Below are 13,193 nucleotides of genomic sequence, written 5' to 3'. Positions count from 1 at the left end.
CCCTTCGGGATGGCCCCAACTTTTATATTTGAATTCGATCTCGGTGAAAACGGAGGGGGGACGCGGGTCTCCAGCCGGATCGGTTCCAGAGATTGACCTACCCCCTCCCGTCACGATGACGATGGCAAACCGAGGTATTCGCCGGCCTTCGCCTTCACATAAGCCTCTGCGAAGCTGAAGATCGCGCCCACTGTCGCAATCCCAGCCTTCTTCGAGCCTTCCTTGATGACCTTCCAGTGCTTCGGGGTGCGGATCGCTCCCAGCAGTTCGTGGCCACGGAACGTCAAGCTATGGACACTGTAGTCGATGTGGGTGACCATCGGGTCATCGTCATCCGGTAGCCCTTCGATGGTCGCCTGGATTAGCCCCGCTTCCTCGGCACGGACGACATGGTACGTGACCTCTTTGTCCGCCCGTCCTGCTAAGCTGATCTCTCCCATTTCACAGTGGACCTCGGTCGCATGCTCCTCGATGTGCAGCAACAGGTCGCGCAACAGGTCTGGCTCAAGCTTCACTTCTCCCTCCCGCAAAGCAATACGGTAGGGATAGTGCGGCAGTGGCCTACGACGAGTCGAGTATGAAACGTGCATCATGCTCTGTTCCATGGGTGATTGACGTCTATCGGCCGTCCATCAATGTCCGATCCGATCGCGTAGCCTCGCGCTTCCTCCTTCTGGATAAGCGCGTCGTGGCAGGACTTGCAGGCAGCTTCCGTGTTCTCGAGGTCGAAGAACAGTTCCTCGTCGCCCTTGTGGGGCTTCTTGTGGTTGACCACTGCAGCACGGGGATGGTGCCGGTTGCCCGTGACCAGCAGGCAGGTGCAGCGCTGGCAGGTGTAGAGGTCGCGGAGTAGGGCTTGCTGCCTGACGCCGTGTGGGCCGCACCAGCGCTTGTCGCGGTAAAGCTTGCGGTAGGCCTCGGCTTCGGCAGAGCGGTGATGCCGGCGCTGCTGCTTGTCGGTCAGCGCCATCTGCGGTTATCCTTATGTGCTTTCAAGCTGGTTGCTCCCAGCGACAGGACCCAACAAACCGATGGATCTTCATGAACCGTATTCACAAAATCGCTATCGCTATCGCTATCGCTATCGCAATTGCAATTGCTGCTGGCTTGGCGTCTAGCGCCAGCTATGCACAGCAGACCCTGCCCAACGTCACAATCTCAATCGACATGCCAGCCGAAGCGGTCGTAAATTCCGTGACATACGGATGCGGCGATGGAGTATCGTTATCCGTCAGCTATGTGAACGCTGACCCGAACTTTCTCGCTATCGTTCCGGTCGAGGGCAAGTCGATCATTTTCGCCTCAGCCATTTCAGGATCGGGTGCGAGATACACATCAGGTAGGTATGAATGGTGGACGAAAGGCGACGATGCATTTCTCCGAGACCTGACCGATGACGAAAGTGAAAAGCCTATGCTGGAGTGTAAGGTTCCCCAGAACTGATTTCCAGTAACCGGGTAGGTTCAAGCCGGAGCTTCTGCCATTGCCAGCCGTAGCCGCGCTCGGTGGTGGCTTGCTCGGCATGGGAGGTTGGCTCCATCGAACGCAGCGCATGGACCAAGCCAGATCATTGAAACGGCAGGGCGCGACCTTATGTCAGTCGTGCGCCGATCGTTCTCCTCCCATTGTGGTCGGCGCGTTCCCCCTATGAACTTGGCCGGGCATCGTGCTCGGCCTTTTTCGTAATGCGCTGCTGCTTCCTGTCGCCTGTGCCTGGTGGGCGGTGGGCTGGTGGGTTGTTCGGCATAGCGGGCTTGCTGCATCCTCACGAAAACGCCTGCCTCTTTCTCCATTTGTGACGGAGCGAATCTCGGTTCTGACTATTTCTGCTGCTGGATGAACTCATCACAATGGAGCGGCACACCAATGACCAATCTCACCTTCGCTAAGCCCGTATCAGTTTTCATAGGCCTCGGCTTTCCCCGTGATGTGGGAACCGTCCTGGGCGCCTACGACCTGTTGCTGGAATGGAATGGCATTTCGGATATGGACTACCACGGTGCGCTTGAGGTTTGTCGCAAGGCTCTCAATGGTGAGAGAACCGCTGAAGATGCGTGTGAGGCGCTTGAACGCTTTGCCCATAACAGGGGCATCCTGTCAGAAGAGGCTCTCGATCGAGCTGCTAGCAACGTTGCTCGGGAATGGGGAAGGCTAAGCGCCTGACCCTGCCGCTTGTCGGTTAGGGGCATTGGTGGTTAGCTGCGAGGCAGAGCGCGCGGCTGAGGCGCTGTAACGTCCTGCAACAGTCATTGATTTGGCGCGGTCCACGACCGCCCTATCTGTTCGGGATGGCTAATTTAGTAAAATACCAGTGCATCCGCGAGGATGACGGGACGTGGACTGTATGGGACACCGCCCTCGACATTCCAGCTATTCTCGCTGAACAGGTGCTAGCTCATCTGCCCCACGCTAGAGCAGAGGCGGCCTGTTCCACACTCAATAGGATCGAGGCTTCCGGACTCCAGCGTAGCGTTGGGTAAGCCGCCCCGGGGCTCATCCGCTCAATCTTCGAACTCGACGCCGCCAGATTTGTAGAGCGCCCTTTCGTACGGGTCCTTCGGGCGCTTCACGCGTGCCGGCTTTTTCTTGGCTGGCGCTGGGGCATTACGCGCCTTCGCGTCATCGGCAATGGCCATCGGGATAGCTACTGGCGCCAGCACCACTGCACCCGCTGCCAATCCAACATCACAATGCGCAGGAAGTTTCCCGCCGCCAAGTATGTTGCAGTTCCCACAACCCGAGAGCAGCAGGGCCACTCCGAAAAGCCAACCAATCCGATTCATGGCTGGAGAATCTCAGCACGAGATCGTGCGGTCAATACAGCCGCGCCGTGTCGACCCAACGACTTCCGATAATGGGAGCTACCCGCGCTCGGCACGCTGCCAGCCTCTACCGCGAGACTGGCGACCTTCATGGCATATGAGTGAACGCCGTCAAAGCTACAAATGCCACGGACATGCCCGCTATCATTATCAAGCCGAAATGGCGATGCAGAAAGCCAGCCGGGCGTTTCCGATCGTCGTTCATGGTGCACCTCCGCTTAGGCGACTTGTGGCGGGGGCACTCAAAGTCAATAAGCCTGAACGGCAAAACCCGCCTCGAGGGCGGGTCACCGGCGAACTCTACGCCGCCTTGTCAGGAAGCGGCTCCAACATTTCCTTGTAGTGATGAGGTTTAGCGCCTGCCTGCATCCAGTGCGTGGGTGTGGCGACCATATCGAGATTGATAGCCTGATTTGGCATCATTGGCACCACCCTCGACCAGTTGGGGCCTTGTAACGATTGGGCATTTTTAAAGATTGCGAGCGCAACCCGTTCCAGGCTTTGGGTTACGCTGCGTTCTGCCGTACTACGCGAGCGGCCAGTTTTCTTGCAGAACTGCCGAAATGAGCCGGCAATTCGTGGCACCGCCATGCAGATAGACCATCTGCTGAGCAAAATCCGGTCTTCTTCCGTCTCGACATAGTCCAGTATCCAGCCGTAAAGCACCTCCTCAGAGCGCGATATGGCCTTGCTGGAAGGGCTATAGGCCACACGATTGCCGTTGATCCCATAGCCAGGGTGGTGACCGCCAATGCCCACTGTCTCGATCTGGAAGGCAGGCCACAACGATCGAATTGCCGCCGGCTTAAGGTTCCTGACCTCCATATGGGCCATCGTGTCGGCGGCCTCGATGAAGCGCGCCTTCACGATCGTGATCAAGTCGGCGAGGGCAGCTTGTTCTTCATGAGTCAATTTCTTAGACGGCAAGGCGCTGCTCCGGTTCGTCGAGGATCGTTTCCAATTGCTTGTAGATGAGGGTTCGGAGTGTAGCACGCACCGGCCAGGGGCGTCGTGCCACGGCCTCACCACGCAGCGGCCCAAGTGGGATGCCGTCAAAGGCGTCCAGCAATTCACCGGCCCGGTCATCGGCCCAATCCTGCCGCTGAACAAGGATGTCGGAGATTGCCCCTATCGTCTCGCTCCAGAGTTCATCCCGATTGTTCCTGGTCTGCCGGATGCAGCGCAAGACAAACACGAGATGCCCATCGCCGTACTGGTTGCGGAGTTCGTGCATCGTGCCACGGGCGTGGCTCTGCGCAGCCGCACGCCGACGGTAGACCGGGACCAGCTTGATCCCGAGGCCGTCGAGCAGAGTATCGAGTTTGCCCTTGGCTCCGCTCACGCACCACCTCGAGCCGAATAGTCAAGTTGCTGCTCGATCAGGTCGGCCGACGTCGAGGAATTCAGTGCCAGGATTGATTCCCGGCCTTCCAGCGACAGTTCGTCGGCGCGTTCGTTTCCGATGATGCCGACATGTCCCTTGCACCATTCCAATTTTATCGGGACCGCGATCAGAGCGAGGTCGAGTTCCTGCCATAGGTCGAGGTTCGCAATCTCAGGGTTCTTACCCTTCCGACGCCATCCGCGTGCCTTCCAGTTGTGCCGCCAGTCGTTGCAGCCGTTCACGACGTACATGCTATCGCAGAACAGGCGCACCGGCTCGACCACGCCACGCTCTGCGAACCAGCGGAGCGCCATCAGTGCGCCGGTCATCTCCATGATGTTGTTCGTGGTCGGGTCCGATCCGCCGCAGTCTGAATGGACTTCCTTGCCGTCGCGATAGACGACATAGGCCCACCCGCCGACGCCAGGGTTTGGTTCGCAGGCGCCGTCGCAGTAGATGACGAGGCCAGGAGGGACAGAGCGGTCGAAAGCGTTCCGGTTGGGGACGCTTCTTGAGGCGGTGCCGAAAAGGTCAGTTTGCGGCCTGCCGCCCTTGGATTTCCGGGCTTTTGGGGCGGTGCTTTCAACCGTTCGCTTGGAGCGACAGGTTGCCTGACTGGAAATATTTCCAGTGACCGATCTGGGGATTTCCCCAGATACCTGTGATCCGATCACATGTGAGCCCGAAGTGCCCGGCGCGGCCCTCGTCACTGGTCCCGTGTATCCAGCAAGGAGCCTGTCAGCCTGCCGGCGAAGCGCGTCCTTCGATGTGGTGTCGGCTCTATCCTCGACGCCATTTCGGGCCATCAGGTCGCGCTGCGCTGCCTTGTTCCAGTTGCGGCCGCTCATGCCACCTTCCTCCGCTTCCTGCATCGCTGAAACCATGTCGACGCCAATCCGCGCCATGTCGGGACGCCATGGGTTGCGCCAAACCGCTTGGCCTCGGCTTCGGCTGCGCTGCCCATCGCAAGGATCGTTGCCGTGAGGTCTTCGCCCTCGATCGTGCCGGCAAACTCCAGATCGGACATCAGGCATTCGACTGCCTTGAGATGCTCGCCCTTGATCGGGGCAAGGTCGGCCTTGGCGAGGATTTCCAGATACTGCCTTGCCCGCATTGCACCACGGCGGCCGATGACAGCCTTGATCGCTCCGACGGCCACACAGTCGCCGGGCCGGAAACTCCCGGTCGAGTATTTCGGCACTCTGACGCCGGCCCGCTCGCATACCTGGTGAAGCGTCAGGGCATCATCGTCGCCGCTGGCAAGCTGCGCGAAGAATAGCTCGAGCCCGCTGGTGTTCTTCCGCTCAGCGTTGATCCCGACGAAGGCGTCAGCCTCGGCCGCAATATCCTTGACGGTGATGATGATTGCCGGAACGACCGTGACCGTCGGATGCGCTTGCGCCGCGCGCGCCCGGTGCTGGCCATCGATGATGCTGAATCGCCCATCAAGCTTGGGAGCGACGACAAGGGCGCCGAACCGATCCCAGCGGAACGAACCGGCGATCTTTGCCACGCGCTTTTCATCCTCGGGGCGCTGGTAGAGCGGATCCACATCGAGCAGGCTGACGTCGATCCAGTCGAGCGTCGGCACCGTTCCAGGATCGGCGTATGCGGTTTCCTCGGTCATGCTGATCTCCCGAAAATATGCGGTAATGCGGCCTCAACCTTGGCGAGGGCAGCGGCGCGGGTCTTTGTCGCAAAGTCGGATACGAGACGCGCGGTTTCCTCCTCGATCGCTCGATCAGCCGCGAAGCCTATGGCGAACAGCTTGTCGCGAAGTGCCAGCATCTCGCCGGCCGTGGCTGATGACGACGCGGCCACCACGCAGAACCGCCACCGGCGCTGACCGCGTATGCACCGGAACGTCTTCGGCATGACATGTTCGACCCGAACGACCTCGAACTGCTCCGATGCGCGACGGAGGCAATCCCAGCCTGAACCGCCATGATCGAGAAGCCGCAGCGCGCGGAGTAGATCACCGTCGAACGGGTCGGGTCCGAAGCTGTCGACATAGGCCAAGACCCACTGTCCCGGCTCGATTGGTACGAGTGCGGTCATACTGAAACTCCTGCCATCGCTTGATGTGCGCGCGTTACGATCACGGCGACGATGGTCGATGGCGAAAACCTCTCCGCTACCTGGATTGCCTCATCGAGTTCCATCAGCCGCCGGGAGAGGTCGCGTCTGTCGGATTCGGACCGTTGACCGCTTGCAACGATCACCTTGGCACGAAGCCAGCGGTCGAGAGCGGTTTCCAGTGCTGTGACAGCTTCGGGCTCGGTCATGCGATCCTCCTGATGTCATGGGTCGGCTGCGGATGAAGGACGACGAGGTCGCCTTCACGCGCGGCAGGGAGAAGCCCGCGCTCGTCCCACATGCGGCGCGCGATGCGCGGGATCGCGTCAAGGATTTTTGCCGTAGGCCGATTGTCGGCCCATTCGAGCAGATCGAGTTGGGTCATGATGCGAACCTCAACTGCTGTTCGACCATGGCCGGCGTCAGTGTCCCGGCAATGCGCTGCTCTCGAAAATATCCGATGACGGCTGGAGCTAGGCCAGCCGATCGAAACTCCGCGAGCATGAGTTCCAGCTCTTCCCTGCTTTCAGGCTTGGCGTATGGGAGATTTGGGTTATCACCAGAGACAGAGCCATACCCTGATAGGGTAGTGTTATCTTGAAAGAGTTCTTCCCCTTCAGTGCCAAGACTTGAGAGGTTTCCTCTAAGGTAGTTGGGGTCAATATCTGGTCCCACGTCCGGCCAATTATTGTCCCCACGCGATATTTCCGTGGGGTCAATATTTGGTCCCACGTCCGGCTTTGATGACGCTTGTTTCTTTCTCCTGTCCTCTTTCCGGCGAGCGGCCTCGATTTCCTTCCAGTAAGTCTCGGTTTCAGCGACATGCATCTTGATCGTGTCCGCATGCGGGTTTTCCACGCGAAACCAGACGCATCCATCCTTCGTGCTCGAACCTGTGGTAGCAAGATATCCGCGTGCCGCCAGCAGTGACCGCGCTAGCCGAGCCGTGGTCTTGGACTTCATCTTTCCTCGGGCCATAAGCTTGATCGTGGAGGCGTAAGCCGGGGTGGGCTTCAGGGTCCGCTTATCGATCGAGACAAATGACAAGTAGACGACGATCGCTTCGGTGCACGGTGCCTTTTTCAACCATGGATCGGCCGCTACCGTCTCGATGAGCTTGAACTTGAAAGCAGCCAGTTCGCTTCTGGCAATCTGGAGGGGCGAACGAGAATCAACGGGATCGTCGAACACTTCTCCAGTTTCAAAGTCGATGTTTTCGGGGCGGGCATTCATCGGCCTGCCCTCGCGCTGATCCATATCCACAAGGTGCAGATGCCAAGGCTGACGATAGAGCCGAGAAGCATGCGATCGACGGGACGCATTGACGGCCGATCGGCAAGATCAGGACCGGCGATGACGTGAGCGATGAAGCCGGCGCCAAGTAGGATCACGCAGGCGATTGCGAGACGGAGCGATCTCATGCCTGCGCCTCCATGATGGGCGTCAGGGCTTGGACGAGCTTGATTGGGTCAAAGTCATCCCATTCGAAGAAGGTCCGCGTCGTGGCCATGAAAACCGCCTTGGTGCCGACTTCCTCGATTGTGGCGGGGCGATGATTGAAGATCGCCTCGCGGGTCGTGCCGACGATCTTGTCGAGTTCCACGCCTCGCGCGTCCCACTCGGCATCGCCAAGGGCATCGTAGGCAGCGAGCGCGGCTGTATGCGCGGCCATGAGTTCGGAGAGGTCAGCCATTGCGCTGCCCTCCCGTCATGCGAGCGTGCCGGATATCCTCCGACGGGCCGAGCGACTTCGCCCTCCGGCGACGCGTGGTCGGATGCGCGTCAAGAAACGTTTCGTCGGCCGCGATAGCAGCCTTGAGTACAGATCGGTCACCGGGCAGATGCCGGTCTTTCAAAGCTCGTTTCTTCCACGCCACATCTGCACGTGTCGGTGCTGGGGTCAGGATTAAAGCTGCTACCGCCTCTCTTCTGGCGGGGGTGGCATATGCGCGGCGAAACGCGCCCGCATCACCCAAAACGTTTCTGCGATATCGTGCTTCGGCAAATAGCAATTCTTGTTTGGCCGCTTCCAAAAGCATGACGGAGCGCGCGGCCGTCCATGCTTCCAGTCGTGTCTGCCGCACTAGCGAATTGTGTGCAGTGTCGACAAGGACCGCATCGGGCAATGGATCGAGACACGCGTCGATAAAGGCGTCTAGCGACTTCCTGTTCGTCGAGGTGATCATTCTGCCCCCCCGTGCGCAAAGTCAGGTCCGGCCTCGATCGCCTGAACCGATTGCTCGCAAGTGTCACAGGCGATGCTGAGCAGGGACTGAACCCGGCTGATTTCAGCCCAAACGTCGGGCGTAACCTTGTCGCGGTCGATCTCGTGAAGGATATCGGACGTGGTGGAGATTAGGACGCCGACGTTGGAAAGGATCACCGGACCATCGTTAAGGGACATCGTCATCATGACGCACCCCCTTTTCCGATTTCCCGCTCCACAAGGAGAGCAACGTCCTCGGCGATCAGCGCCCCCATGTTGAGAACCTGCTCAATCTCCTTTGTTAGGCGGTCCCTGATGTCGGCGCGGAAACTTGAGGCTCCGTCGAGCGCCATGGCGCAGACAGTAAAAAGCGATGCGAGGTTCGACACGGCGTAGACAGGATCAACCCTGTGAGCGCCGCCGGGAAGGTTGCTGCCGGGTTCGATCATGACGCCGCTCCTTCCGACAAAAGGGACGCAACGAGGGCCTTCTGCTCCTCCTCGTCGAGTAAGGTGCCGTTCGTGTATTCCCGCAGGAACTGGGCCTTGCGGCGCTCATCGCCCTTGGTGAACGGGCGGTAGCTGATGATGGACAGGGCGGTGTCCTGCAACCGCGTGACATCATCCTCCGTCGCATCGCCATCCGTCCGGTTGATCTTGTCGACTACCGCTTGGTAGGCTTCGAGCATTTCCGACAGCACGTGCCCGATATTGGAAGCCGCTTCCATTTTGAACCCCATCGCGAGAGCGTGCACGCGGGGCTCAAGGTGTTCATTCACCTGCTTGAGAAGCTCCTGGACGCTAATGCACCCATAAGCGATGGCGTTTCCGGCCTCGCCGGTGACGGTGCAGGCTTCGGCCGCCATGTTGATCAACTCGACCTGGCTCCATGCCCGGTTCAGAATGTCTACCGCATCGCTGAGGTTGGGCAGGTCTGGATTTTCGGGGGCGGTGGTGGTATTCGTATCCATGTTCGGATTTCCTTTGCGGGATTGAGAACCACGGCTCGGAAGCGTTGGCGCGCTTGCCGGGCCATTTTCTTTCTGGGAGGTCGAAGGCATCAAGCCGCCCTCCGATCCGCGGTAGAGCGAACCGGCTTCCCGAGGCGCTCCAGCGCCCAAGCATCAAGATCATCGAGGTGATAGAGCGGGATACGCCCCGCGTAGGTCATCAGCGGCCCGCCGCCGATCGAGGCGAGCTTGTTGAGCGTGGCGACGGCAATCGGGATGCCGTACTTGTCTTTCATGTAGGCGGGCACCTCCTTACGGCGCAGGCGAGGACGATCAGTTTCAGTCATGATTAACCACCTTCATATTTGGTACTATCACTCATGCGAGTAGTGGCATATTGAGGACAGCGGTGGTTAAGTCAAGCGCTTTCTATCGCACGCATGATAGTATTGGGGATTGTCGCATGCTGGGAGGTTTATCGTGGCCAAGAAAACGCTCGTAAGTAAGCAGGATCAGTTTCTTGTGCGCCTGCCCGATGGCATGCGCGAGCGCATCAAGGCCAAGGCTGATCGTGCCGACATGTCCATGAACGAGGCGATTGTCTGGTGCTTGGAGCAGTTTTTTCCGGCACCGCAGACCTTCGATCAGAAAATCGATGAACTGGTCAAAAAGGTTGCACTGCTAAAGGGAGATGATTCGAGCGCAGCCATCGACGATCTGATCGGCGGAATCGACGCTACGTTGGACCAGCTATCCAAAAAGCAACTAGCCGCGCCATCAGGCTTCCGTGATGCGGTCAACGAACGCTATCAGCAGTTTCTCGATGACGAGATGGATGAGATGCGCGACCTTCACGAAAATCCCTTCGACGATAGTCTCTATGGGACACCTGGACCGCAAGGCCCGACTCATCCTGACGATCCATTCGGACCATATGATCGGACGCCGCCCGAGGATGATTAAGCCCTACGCGGCATCTCCAGAACGTCCGCTGTCCTGCCTGTCATCTGGCGGAAGGCTTCTCCGCATACCTTGTTCGCAGCAGCGACCAGCACGCTATCGAGCCGGTGGACATACTTGCTGGTGATCGTGCTGCCCTTGTGGCCTAGCATCGCGCCGATGGTGCTGTCCGAATAGTCGAGGTCGGCCGCCACCGATGCGAAGCTGTGGCGCAACGTGTGCGCTGTGACTCCATCCAGGCCTGCGCGCTTCATGATCCGCTCGATGCCCGCCTGTAGGGCTCCGAAAGGCCGCGCTGTATCCCTCGCGCCGGGCAGGACATATTCGACGCCCTTCTCCCTCGGCAGGCTATCCAACACGTCAATCGCTTCGCGGGTCAGCGGCCGGGTGGACGCACCGGTCTTGCTATCGCCGAGGCGAAGAGCGTTCCCTGCGATGTCCACTTCCGACCATTTCAGGGCGGCGATCTCTCCGCGCCGGCAGCCGGTATAGGCGAGGAGGCGGACCGCAGCCTTAACCTGCCACGGCTCCTCGTCGGCTTCGGCAAGGGCCTTTCCGAGCGATCTGTATTCGTCGGCCATCAGGCGCCTTTCTCGCATGCCGTCAGCGGGCCTAGGGACGCCGTGGACGGGGTTTGCAGAGATGATGCCTCAGACACCGCGAACGACAGAATACCGCCTAGGAGGCCTGCCGTGCGGGCTGCGGTGCCCGCTCCACCTGCCACCACGGACTTACCGCGTAGCCGTCCTGTCTTCTCCACTTTCGCAGTCCTGCCGGCTGTCACGTCGCGAATAAATTTCGTCACGTCTGATCGGGCTAGGTCGATCACTAGCTTATTGCCAAGCAACGGCTTCACATGCCGCTCGACGCGGCCGCGATCAATGTAGAGCGTGGTTGCCTTCTTCGGCTTCCGCCCCTTGCCCAGTACCAGCCCGGCTTCCGCAGCCTTGAAATAGTCATCGCAAAGGTCACTAACCGTCAGCGAGCTTCGGCGGGTTTTTCGTTCCAGAAGGGGGTCTTGCTTTTGCAGCACGACCGGCCCGAGCGTCTCGACGGCAAGCCTGCGGGCTTCTTCCGTCGTGATGTCGCCATGCCGGCCAATCGTCATGCGCCGTCGCGGGCCTTCGGCGGTGCGATAGTCAACGATGTAGGTTTTGGAACCGCCCGGATTGACGGAGACTCCGAAGCCTCTCTGCTCGGAACACCAGACAGTGTATTGCCGATCGCGCGGCTCGCTCCGGTCCACCAAGGTCTTCGTGAGCTTCGGCATTCCAAGTCTCCCTACTCACAACATACTCACCACGAAAGTGGAAACTTTGGAAGCCTCGCGAAAACTAAAGAATGGCCAAGGAAGGCGGAAAGCCTTGCAGCACAAAGTGTTGGATAGTGTGAGAAAAGAGTGGCCATCGTCAGAAAGCGCCGTCAACTGGCCCTCCGAAGGCAGAGGTCACAGGTTCGAATCCTGTCGGGTGCGCCACTTCAGTACAGAACTATGAACGCCGAATGCCGCCGATTTCCGCTGGAAGCGGCCACGAGCGTTCGCAGCAGTTCTGATTTCGATCCCATGATGCGAACCTCGCTATCCGCGACCTCGACGCGCTGCGCCAACGCGCGCAGGTGATCCCGCCGATAGCCGCCCTGGCGAAGGTGTCGATCATGTCCACTGTGATCGCCTGATTGCCGGCGCTGTCGAACGTAGCCTGGGTACGCTCGGCGTCGGCTTGGCCTGATCCCGAATCGCCTTGAGGCCGGCCATGCGCTCTTTCAGCACTGAATCGTTCAGATCGGCGAGACCGGCCTCGATCGCGTCGTAGAGCCGGTTGAGCCGCTGGTCGGTCTCGGTGACTCGCCTGTTGAGTTCGGCGAGATGCTCACGACGGCGCTCGGTGCGCTCCTCGCGACGGCCGAGCAGACTGATGAGAATGGTTTCCAGTCGCCTCGGTTGAAGCAGGCGTTCTCCCAGGTGGTCCGCGACCAGTTCGTCGAGCTTGTCCATCGGGATCGAGCGGCCCTCACAGCCGGTTCTGCCCTGCCGCGCCTTGGTCGAGCAGGTGTAATAGCAATATGTACCGCCCGCGCTGCCCCTGCCGGAGCGAAGCGTCATCGCCCCTCCGCACTTGGCTCAAAAGCAGAGGCCGGTCAGGAGCGTCGGCCCGCTGGTGATGCGGGCTGGCACCAGCATCGGGTTACGGGATTTCAGCTTCGCCTGGACCGTATCGAAGGTCTCACGGTCGATCAGGGGCGGAACGGCCATGACTGCGACCGCGCGCTCGGGCTTTTCTCGCGGTTCTTATGCCAGCGTGTGTTGAACCTGTGCTCGCCGATGTAGGTCTTGCGGGTCAGGATCGTGTGGATTTGCGCGAGCCACCCAGCGCCCCGCCGTCGCGGGTAAAGATGCGGCGTTCGTTGAGATGGCAGGTGATGGCCTTGACGTCCAACGGCCGGAGTTGCCGTCTCCTTCGAGGAACAGCCGATAGATCAGCCGCACGTGGCGGCGTGCAGTGGGCCGTTCTTCGCCAGCTTGCGGACGTAGAACTCCAGTTCGAAGTGATCGCGGAAGAAGCGCGAGAAGCTGTGAACCACCACGACATCGAACGGCGCAGGCTTGGTCGTGCCCGCTTCGATCATGCGCTGGAATTCGGGCCGGCGGTCATTCGTGGCAGAAGCGCCGGCTTCCACGAAGGTTTCGACAGCTGGTATCCCCGCGAGGCGCAATAGGTTTCGTCCACGACGGATATCCGTTTGGCATGGAGTCCCCCCCCCCCCCAGAGCCGGCGCATAGACGCAGGCGGCGCT

At 59.8% G+C, this 13,193-nt stretch carries 26 protein-coding genes and 1 tRNA gene; 4 read left to right on the top strand and 23 right to left on the bottom strand.

From position 1 onward, the window contains the following. Positions 1–110: 110 nt before the first annotated feature. Positions 111–515 carry a DUF2513 domain-containing protein gene (locus ACX3P1_RS01480; RefSeq protein ID WP_459077745.1) on the bottom strand — a complete coding sequence of 135 codons (405 nt, stop codon included), beginning with the start codon at positions 513–515 and terminating at the stop codon, positions 111–113. Between the two features lie 74 nt (positions 516–589). Beyond that, entirely contained in the window at positions 590–970 is a 381-nt protein-coding gene (locus ACX3P1_RS01475; protein ID WP_459077744.1) for an HNH endonuclease, read from the bottom strand. A 71-nt stretch (positions 971–1,041) separates the two neighbouring features. Between ACX3P1_RS01475 and ACX3P1_RS01470 the strand changes: the two genes are divergently transcribed. Together ACX3P1_RS01470 and ACX3P1_RS01465 are read left to right on the top strand one after the other, a co-directional pair. Further along, positions 1,042–1,443 carry an MliC family protein gene (locus ACX3P1_RS01470; RefSeq protein ID WP_459077743.1) on the top strand — a complete coding sequence of 134 codons (402 nt, stop codon included), beginning with the start codon at positions 1,042–1,044 and terminating at the stop codon, positions 1,441–1,443. A 423-nt stretch (positions 1,444–1,866) separates the two neighbouring features. Then, positions 1,867–2,163 carry a DUF982 domain-containing protein gene (locus ACX3P1_RS01465; RefSeq protein ID WP_459077742.1) on the top strand — a complete coding sequence of 99 codons (297 nt, stop codon included), beginning with the start codon at positions 1,867–1,869 and terminating at the stop codon, positions 2,161–2,163. Positions 2,164–2,501: 338 nt separating this feature from the next. Here ACX3P1_RS01465 and ACX3P1_RS01460 read toward each other — a convergent pair whose 3' ends face one another. The 16 genes from ACX3P1_RS01460 to ACX3P1_RS01385 form a co-directional block, all read right to left on the bottom strand. Continuing rightward, positions 2,502–2,783 carry a hypothetical protein gene (locus ACX3P1_RS01460; protein ID WP_459077741.1) on the bottom strand — a complete coding sequence of 94 codons (282 nt, stop codon included), beginning with the start codon at positions 2,781–2,783 and terminating at the stop codon, positions 2,502–2,504. Between the two features lie 339 nt (positions 2,784–3,122). After that, positions 3,123–3,749, bottom strand: a complete 627-nt coding sequence (locus ACX3P1_RS01455) for a DUF6362 family protein (protein ID WP_459077740.1) — start codon at positions 3,747–3,749, stop codon at positions 3,123–3,125. Next, complete coding sequence (locus ACX3P1_RS01450) at positions 3,739–4,164, bottom strand: hypothetical protein (protein WP_459077739.1); 426 nt, start codon at positions 4,162–4,164, stop codon at positions 3,739–3,741. The genes ACX3P1_RS01455 and ACX3P1_RS01450 overlap by 11 nt, the downstream gene beginning before the upstream one ends. After that, the gene (locus tag ACX3P1_RS01445) at positions 4,161–5,111 is read right to left on the bottom strand and encodes a ribonuclease H family protein (RefSeq protein ID WP_459077738.1); all 951 of its coding nucleotides are present in this window, start codon (positions 5,109–5,111) and stop codon (positions 4,161–4,163) included. Before ACX3P1_RS01445 ends, ACX3P1_RS01450 begins: the two co-directional genes overlap by 4 nt. Further along, positions 5,051–5,833 (bottom strand): hypothetical protein, encoded by a 783-nt coding sequence (locus ACX3P1_RS01440; protein WP_459077737.1) that lies wholly within the window; start codon positions 5,831–5,833, stop codon positions 5,051–5,053. Before ACX3P1_RS01440 ends, ACX3P1_RS01445 begins: the two co-directional genes overlap by 61 nt. Next, a complete protein-coding gene (locus tag ACX3P1_RS01435; RefSeq protein ID WP_459077736.1) occupies positions 5,830–6,264 on the bottom strand; it encodes a hypothetical protein in 435 nt (144 codons plus the stop codon). Before ACX3P1_RS01435 ends, ACX3P1_RS01440 begins: the two co-directional genes overlap by 4 nt. Further along, entirely contained in the window at positions 6,261–6,491 is a 231-nt protein-coding gene (locus ACX3P1_RS01430; protein WP_459077735.1) for a hypothetical protein, read from the bottom strand. The genes ACX3P1_RS01435 and ACX3P1_RS01430 overlap by 4 nt, the downstream gene beginning before the upstream one ends. Beyond that, on the bottom strand, positions 6,488–6,667 hold the full coding sequence (locus ACX3P1_RS01425; protein WP_459077734.1) for a hypothetical protein: 180 nt from the start codon (positions 6,665–6,667) through the stop codon (positions 6,488–6,490). The genes ACX3P1_RS01430 and ACX3P1_RS01425 overlap by 4 nt, the downstream gene beginning before the upstream one ends. Next, entirely contained in the window at positions 6,664–7,515 is an 852-nt protein-coding gene (locus tag ACX3P1_RS01420) for a hypothetical protein (RefSeq protein ID WP_459077733.1), read from the bottom strand. The genes ACX3P1_RS01425 and ACX3P1_RS01420 overlap by 4 nt, the downstream gene beginning before the upstream one ends. Next, positions 7,512–7,703: a hypothetical protein gene (locus tag ACX3P1_RS01415; RefSeq protein WP_459077732.1), complete on the bottom strand. Its 192-nt coding sequence runs from the start codon at positions 7,701–7,703 to the stop codon at positions 7,512–7,514. The genes ACX3P1_RS01420 and ACX3P1_RS01415 overlap by 4 nt, the downstream gene beginning before the upstream one ends. Next, positions 7,700–7,975: a hypothetical protein gene (locus tag ACX3P1_RS01410; protein WP_459077731.1), complete on the bottom strand. Its 276-nt coding sequence runs from the start codon at positions 7,973–7,975 to the stop codon at positions 7,700–7,702. The genes ACX3P1_RS01415 and ACX3P1_RS01410 overlap by 4 nt, the downstream gene beginning before the upstream one ends. Further along, positions 7,968–8,468 carry a hypothetical protein gene (locus ACX3P1_RS01405; protein ID WP_459077730.1) on the bottom strand — a complete coding sequence of 167 codons (501 nt, stop codon included), beginning with the start codon at positions 8,466–8,468 and terminating at the stop codon, positions 7,968–7,970. The genes ACX3P1_RS01410 and ACX3P1_RS01405 overlap by 8 nt, the downstream gene beginning before the upstream one ends. After that, positions 8,465–8,695: a hypothetical protein gene (locus ACX3P1_RS01400; RefSeq protein WP_459077729.1), complete on the bottom strand. Its 231-nt coding sequence runs from the start codon at positions 8,693–8,695 to the stop codon at positions 8,465–8,467. The genes ACX3P1_RS01405 and ACX3P1_RS01400 overlap by 4 nt, the downstream gene beginning before the upstream one ends. Continuing rightward, a complete protein-coding gene (locus ACX3P1_RS01395; RefSeq protein ID WP_459077728.1) occupies positions 8,692–8,937 on the bottom strand; it encodes a hypothetical protein in 246 nt (81 codons plus the stop codon). The genes ACX3P1_RS01400 and ACX3P1_RS01395 overlap by 4 nt, the downstream gene beginning before the upstream one ends. Then, on the bottom strand, positions 8,934–9,458 hold the full coding sequence (locus tag ACX3P1_RS01390) for a hypothetical protein (protein WP_459077727.1): 525 nt from the start codon (positions 9,456–9,458) through the stop codon (positions 8,934–8,936). The genes ACX3P1_RS01395 and ACX3P1_RS01390 overlap by 4 nt, the downstream gene beginning before the upstream one ends. 89 nt (positions 9,459–9,547) lie before the next feature. Then, positions 9,548–9,784, bottom strand: a complete 237-nt coding sequence (locus ACX3P1_RS01385) for a hypothetical protein (RefSeq protein ID WP_459077726.1) — start codon at positions 9,782–9,784, stop codon at positions 9,548–9,550. 133 nt (positions 9,785–9,917) lie between these two features. On the opposite strand from ACX3P1_RS01385, the gene ACX3P1_RS01380 reads away from it, so the two are divergent. Beyond that, positions 9,918–10,400, top strand: a complete 483-nt coding sequence (locus ACX3P1_RS01380) for an Arc family DNA-binding protein (protein ID WP_459077725.1) — start codon at positions 9,918–9,920, stop codon at positions 10,398–10,400. On the opposite strand, the gene ACX3P1_RS01375 is transcribed toward ACX3P1_RS01380, so the two are convergent. Beyond that, complete coding sequence (locus ACX3P1_RS01375; RefSeq protein ID WP_459077724.1) at positions 10,397–10,978, bottom strand: site-specific integrase; 582 nt, start codon at positions 10,976–10,978, stop codon at positions 10,397–10,399. The genes ACX3P1_RS01380 and ACX3P1_RS01375 overlap by 4 nt on opposite strands. Beyond that, on the bottom strand, positions 10,978–11,667 hold the full coding sequence (locus tag ACX3P1_RS01370) for an integrase arm-type DNA-binding domain-containing protein (protein ID WP_459077723.1): 690 nt from the start codon (positions 11,665–11,667) through the stop codon (positions 10,978–10,980). The genes ACX3P1_RS01375 and ACX3P1_RS01370 overlap by 1 nt, the downstream gene beginning before the upstream one ends. A 106-nt stretch (positions 11,668–11,773) precedes the next feature. Between ACX3P1_RS01370 and ACX3P1_RS01365 the strand changes: the two genes are divergently transcribed. Next, positions 11,774–11,874 (top strand) — tRNA-OTHER (locus tag ACX3P1_RS01365). Between the two features lie 177 nt (positions 11,875–12,051). On the opposite strand, the gene ACX3P1_RS01360 is transcribed toward ACX3P1_RS01365, so the two are convergent. The 3 genes from ACX3P1_RS01360 to ACX3P1_RS01350 all read right to left on the bottom strand — a co-directional run bounded on the left by ACX3P1_RS01360 (position 12,052) and on the right by ACX3P1_RS01350 (position 13,076). Beyond that, a complete protein-coding gene (locus tag ACX3P1_RS01360) occupies positions 12,052–12,501 on the bottom strand; it encodes a recombinase zinc ribbon domain-containing protein (RefSeq protein ID WP_459077722.1) in 450 nt (149 codons plus the stop codon). A gap of 18 nt (positions 12,502–12,519) precedes the next feature. Next, positions 12,520–12,651, bottom strand: coding sequence for a hypothetical protein (locus tag ACX3P1_RS01355; RefSeq protein ID WP_459077721.1), 132 nt, complete (start codon positions 12,649–12,651; stop codon positions 12,520–12,522). Positions 12,652–12,875: 224 nt separating this feature from the next. Further along, on the bottom strand, positions 12,876–13,076 hold the full coding sequence (locus ACX3P1_RS01350) for a recombinase family protein (RefSeq protein WP_459077720.1): 201 nt from the start codon (positions 13,074–13,076) through the stop codon (positions 12,876–12,878). Positions 13,077–13,193: the final 117 nt, after the last annotated feature.

Source organism: Mesorhizobium sp. A623 (genome assembly GCF_054489405.1).
Note: the sequence above shows the minus strand (reverse complement) of the source record. Positions and strands in the feature narration are given on the sequence as shown.

What these genes read in the sequence shown, in the direction of transcription:
- ACX3P1_RS01475 (WP_459077744.1), bottom strand. Translation starts at nt 970, where the DNA reads ATGGCGCTGACCGACAAGCAGCAGCGCCGGCATCACCGCTCTGCCGAA.
- ACX3P1_RS01470 (WP_459077743.1), top strand. Translation starts at nt 1,042, where the DNA reads ATGAACCGTATTCACAAAATCGCTATCGCTATCGCTATCGCTATCGCA.
- ACX3P1_RS01465 (WP_459077742.1), top strand. Translation starts at nt 1,867, where the DNA reads ATGACCAATCTCACCTTCGCTAAGCCCGTATCAGTTTTCATAGGCCTC.
- ACX3P1_RS01460 (WP_459077741.1), bottom strand. Translation starts at nt 2,783, where the DNA reads ATGAATCGGATTGGTTGGCTTTTCGGAGTGGCCCTGCTGCTCTCGGGT.
- ACX3P1_RS01445 (WP_459077738.1), bottom strand. Translation starts at nt 5,111, where the DNA reads ATGGCGCGGATTGGCGTCGACATGGTTTCAGCGATGCAGGAAGCGGAG.
- ACX3P1_RS01440 (WP_459077737.1), bottom strand. Translation starts at nt 5,833, where the DNA reads ATGACCGAGGAAACCGCATACGCCGATCCTGGAACGGTGCCGACGCTC.
- ACX3P1_RS01435 (WP_459077736.1), bottom strand. Translation starts at nt 6,264, where the DNA reads ATGACCGCACTCGTACCAATCGAGCCGGGACAGTGGGTCTTGGCCTAT.
- ACX3P1_RS01430 (WP_459077735.1), bottom strand. Translation starts at nt 6,491, where the DNA reads ATGACCGAGCCCGAAGCTGTCACAGCACTGGAAACCGCTCTCGACCGC.
- ACX3P1_RS01425 (WP_459077734.1), bottom strand. Translation starts at nt 6,667, where the DNA reads ATGACCCAACTCGATCTGCTCGAATGGGCCGACAATCGGCCTACGGCA.
- ACX3P1_RS01420 (WP_459077733.1), bottom strand. Translation starts at nt 7,515, where the DNA reads ATGAATGCCCGCCCCGAAAACATCGACTTTGAAACTGGAGAAGTGTTC.
- ACX3P1_RS01415 (WP_459077732.1), bottom strand. Translation starts at nt 7,703, where the DNA reads ATGAGATCGCTCCGTCTCGCAATCGCCTGCGTGATCCTACTTGGCGCC.
- ACX3P1_RS01410 (WP_459077731.1), bottom strand. Translation starts at nt 7,975, where the DNA reads ATGGCTGACCTCTCCGAACTCATGGCCGCGCATACAGCCGCGCTCGCT.
- ACX3P1_RS01405 (WP_459077730.1), bottom strand. Translation starts at nt 8,468, where the DNA reads ATGATCACCTCGACGAACAGGAAGTCGCTAGACGCCTTTATCGACGCG.
- ACX3P1_RS01400 (WP_459077729.1), bottom strand. Translation starts at nt 8,695, where the DNA reads ATGATGACGATGTCCCTTAACGATGGTCCGGTGATCCTTTCCAACGTC.
- ACX3P1_RS01395 (WP_459077728.1), bottom strand. Translation starts at nt 8,937, where the DNA reads ATGATCGAACCCGGCAGCAACCTTCCCGGCGGCGCTCACAGGGTTGAT.
- ACX3P1_RS01390 (WP_459077727.1), bottom strand. Translation starts at nt 9,458, where the DNA reads ATGGATACGAATACCACCACCGCCCCCGAAAATCCAGACCTGCCCAAC.
- ACX3P1_RS01385 (WP_459077726.1), bottom strand. Translation starts at nt 9,784, where the DNA reads ATGACTGAAACTGATCGTCCTCGCCTGCGCCGTAAGGAGGTGCCCGCC.
- ACX3P1_RS01375 (WP_459077724.1), bottom strand. Translation starts at nt 10,978, where the DNA reads ATGGCCGACGAATACAGATCGCTCGGAAAGGCCCTTGCCGAAGCCGAC.
- ACX3P1_RS01370 (WP_459077723.1), bottom strand. Translation starts at nt 11,667, where the DNA reads ATGCCGAAGCTCACGAAGACCTTGGTGGACCGGAGCGAGCCGCGCGAT.
- ACX3P1_RS01360 (WP_459077722.1), bottom strand. Translation starts at nt 12,501, where the DNA reads ATGACGCTTCGCTCCGGCAGGGGCAGCGCGGGCGGTACATATTGCTAT.
- ACX3P1_RS01355 (WP_459077721.1), bottom strand. Translation starts at nt 12,651, where the DNA reads ATGGCCGTTCCGCCCCTGATCGACCGTGAGACCTTCGATACGGTCCAG.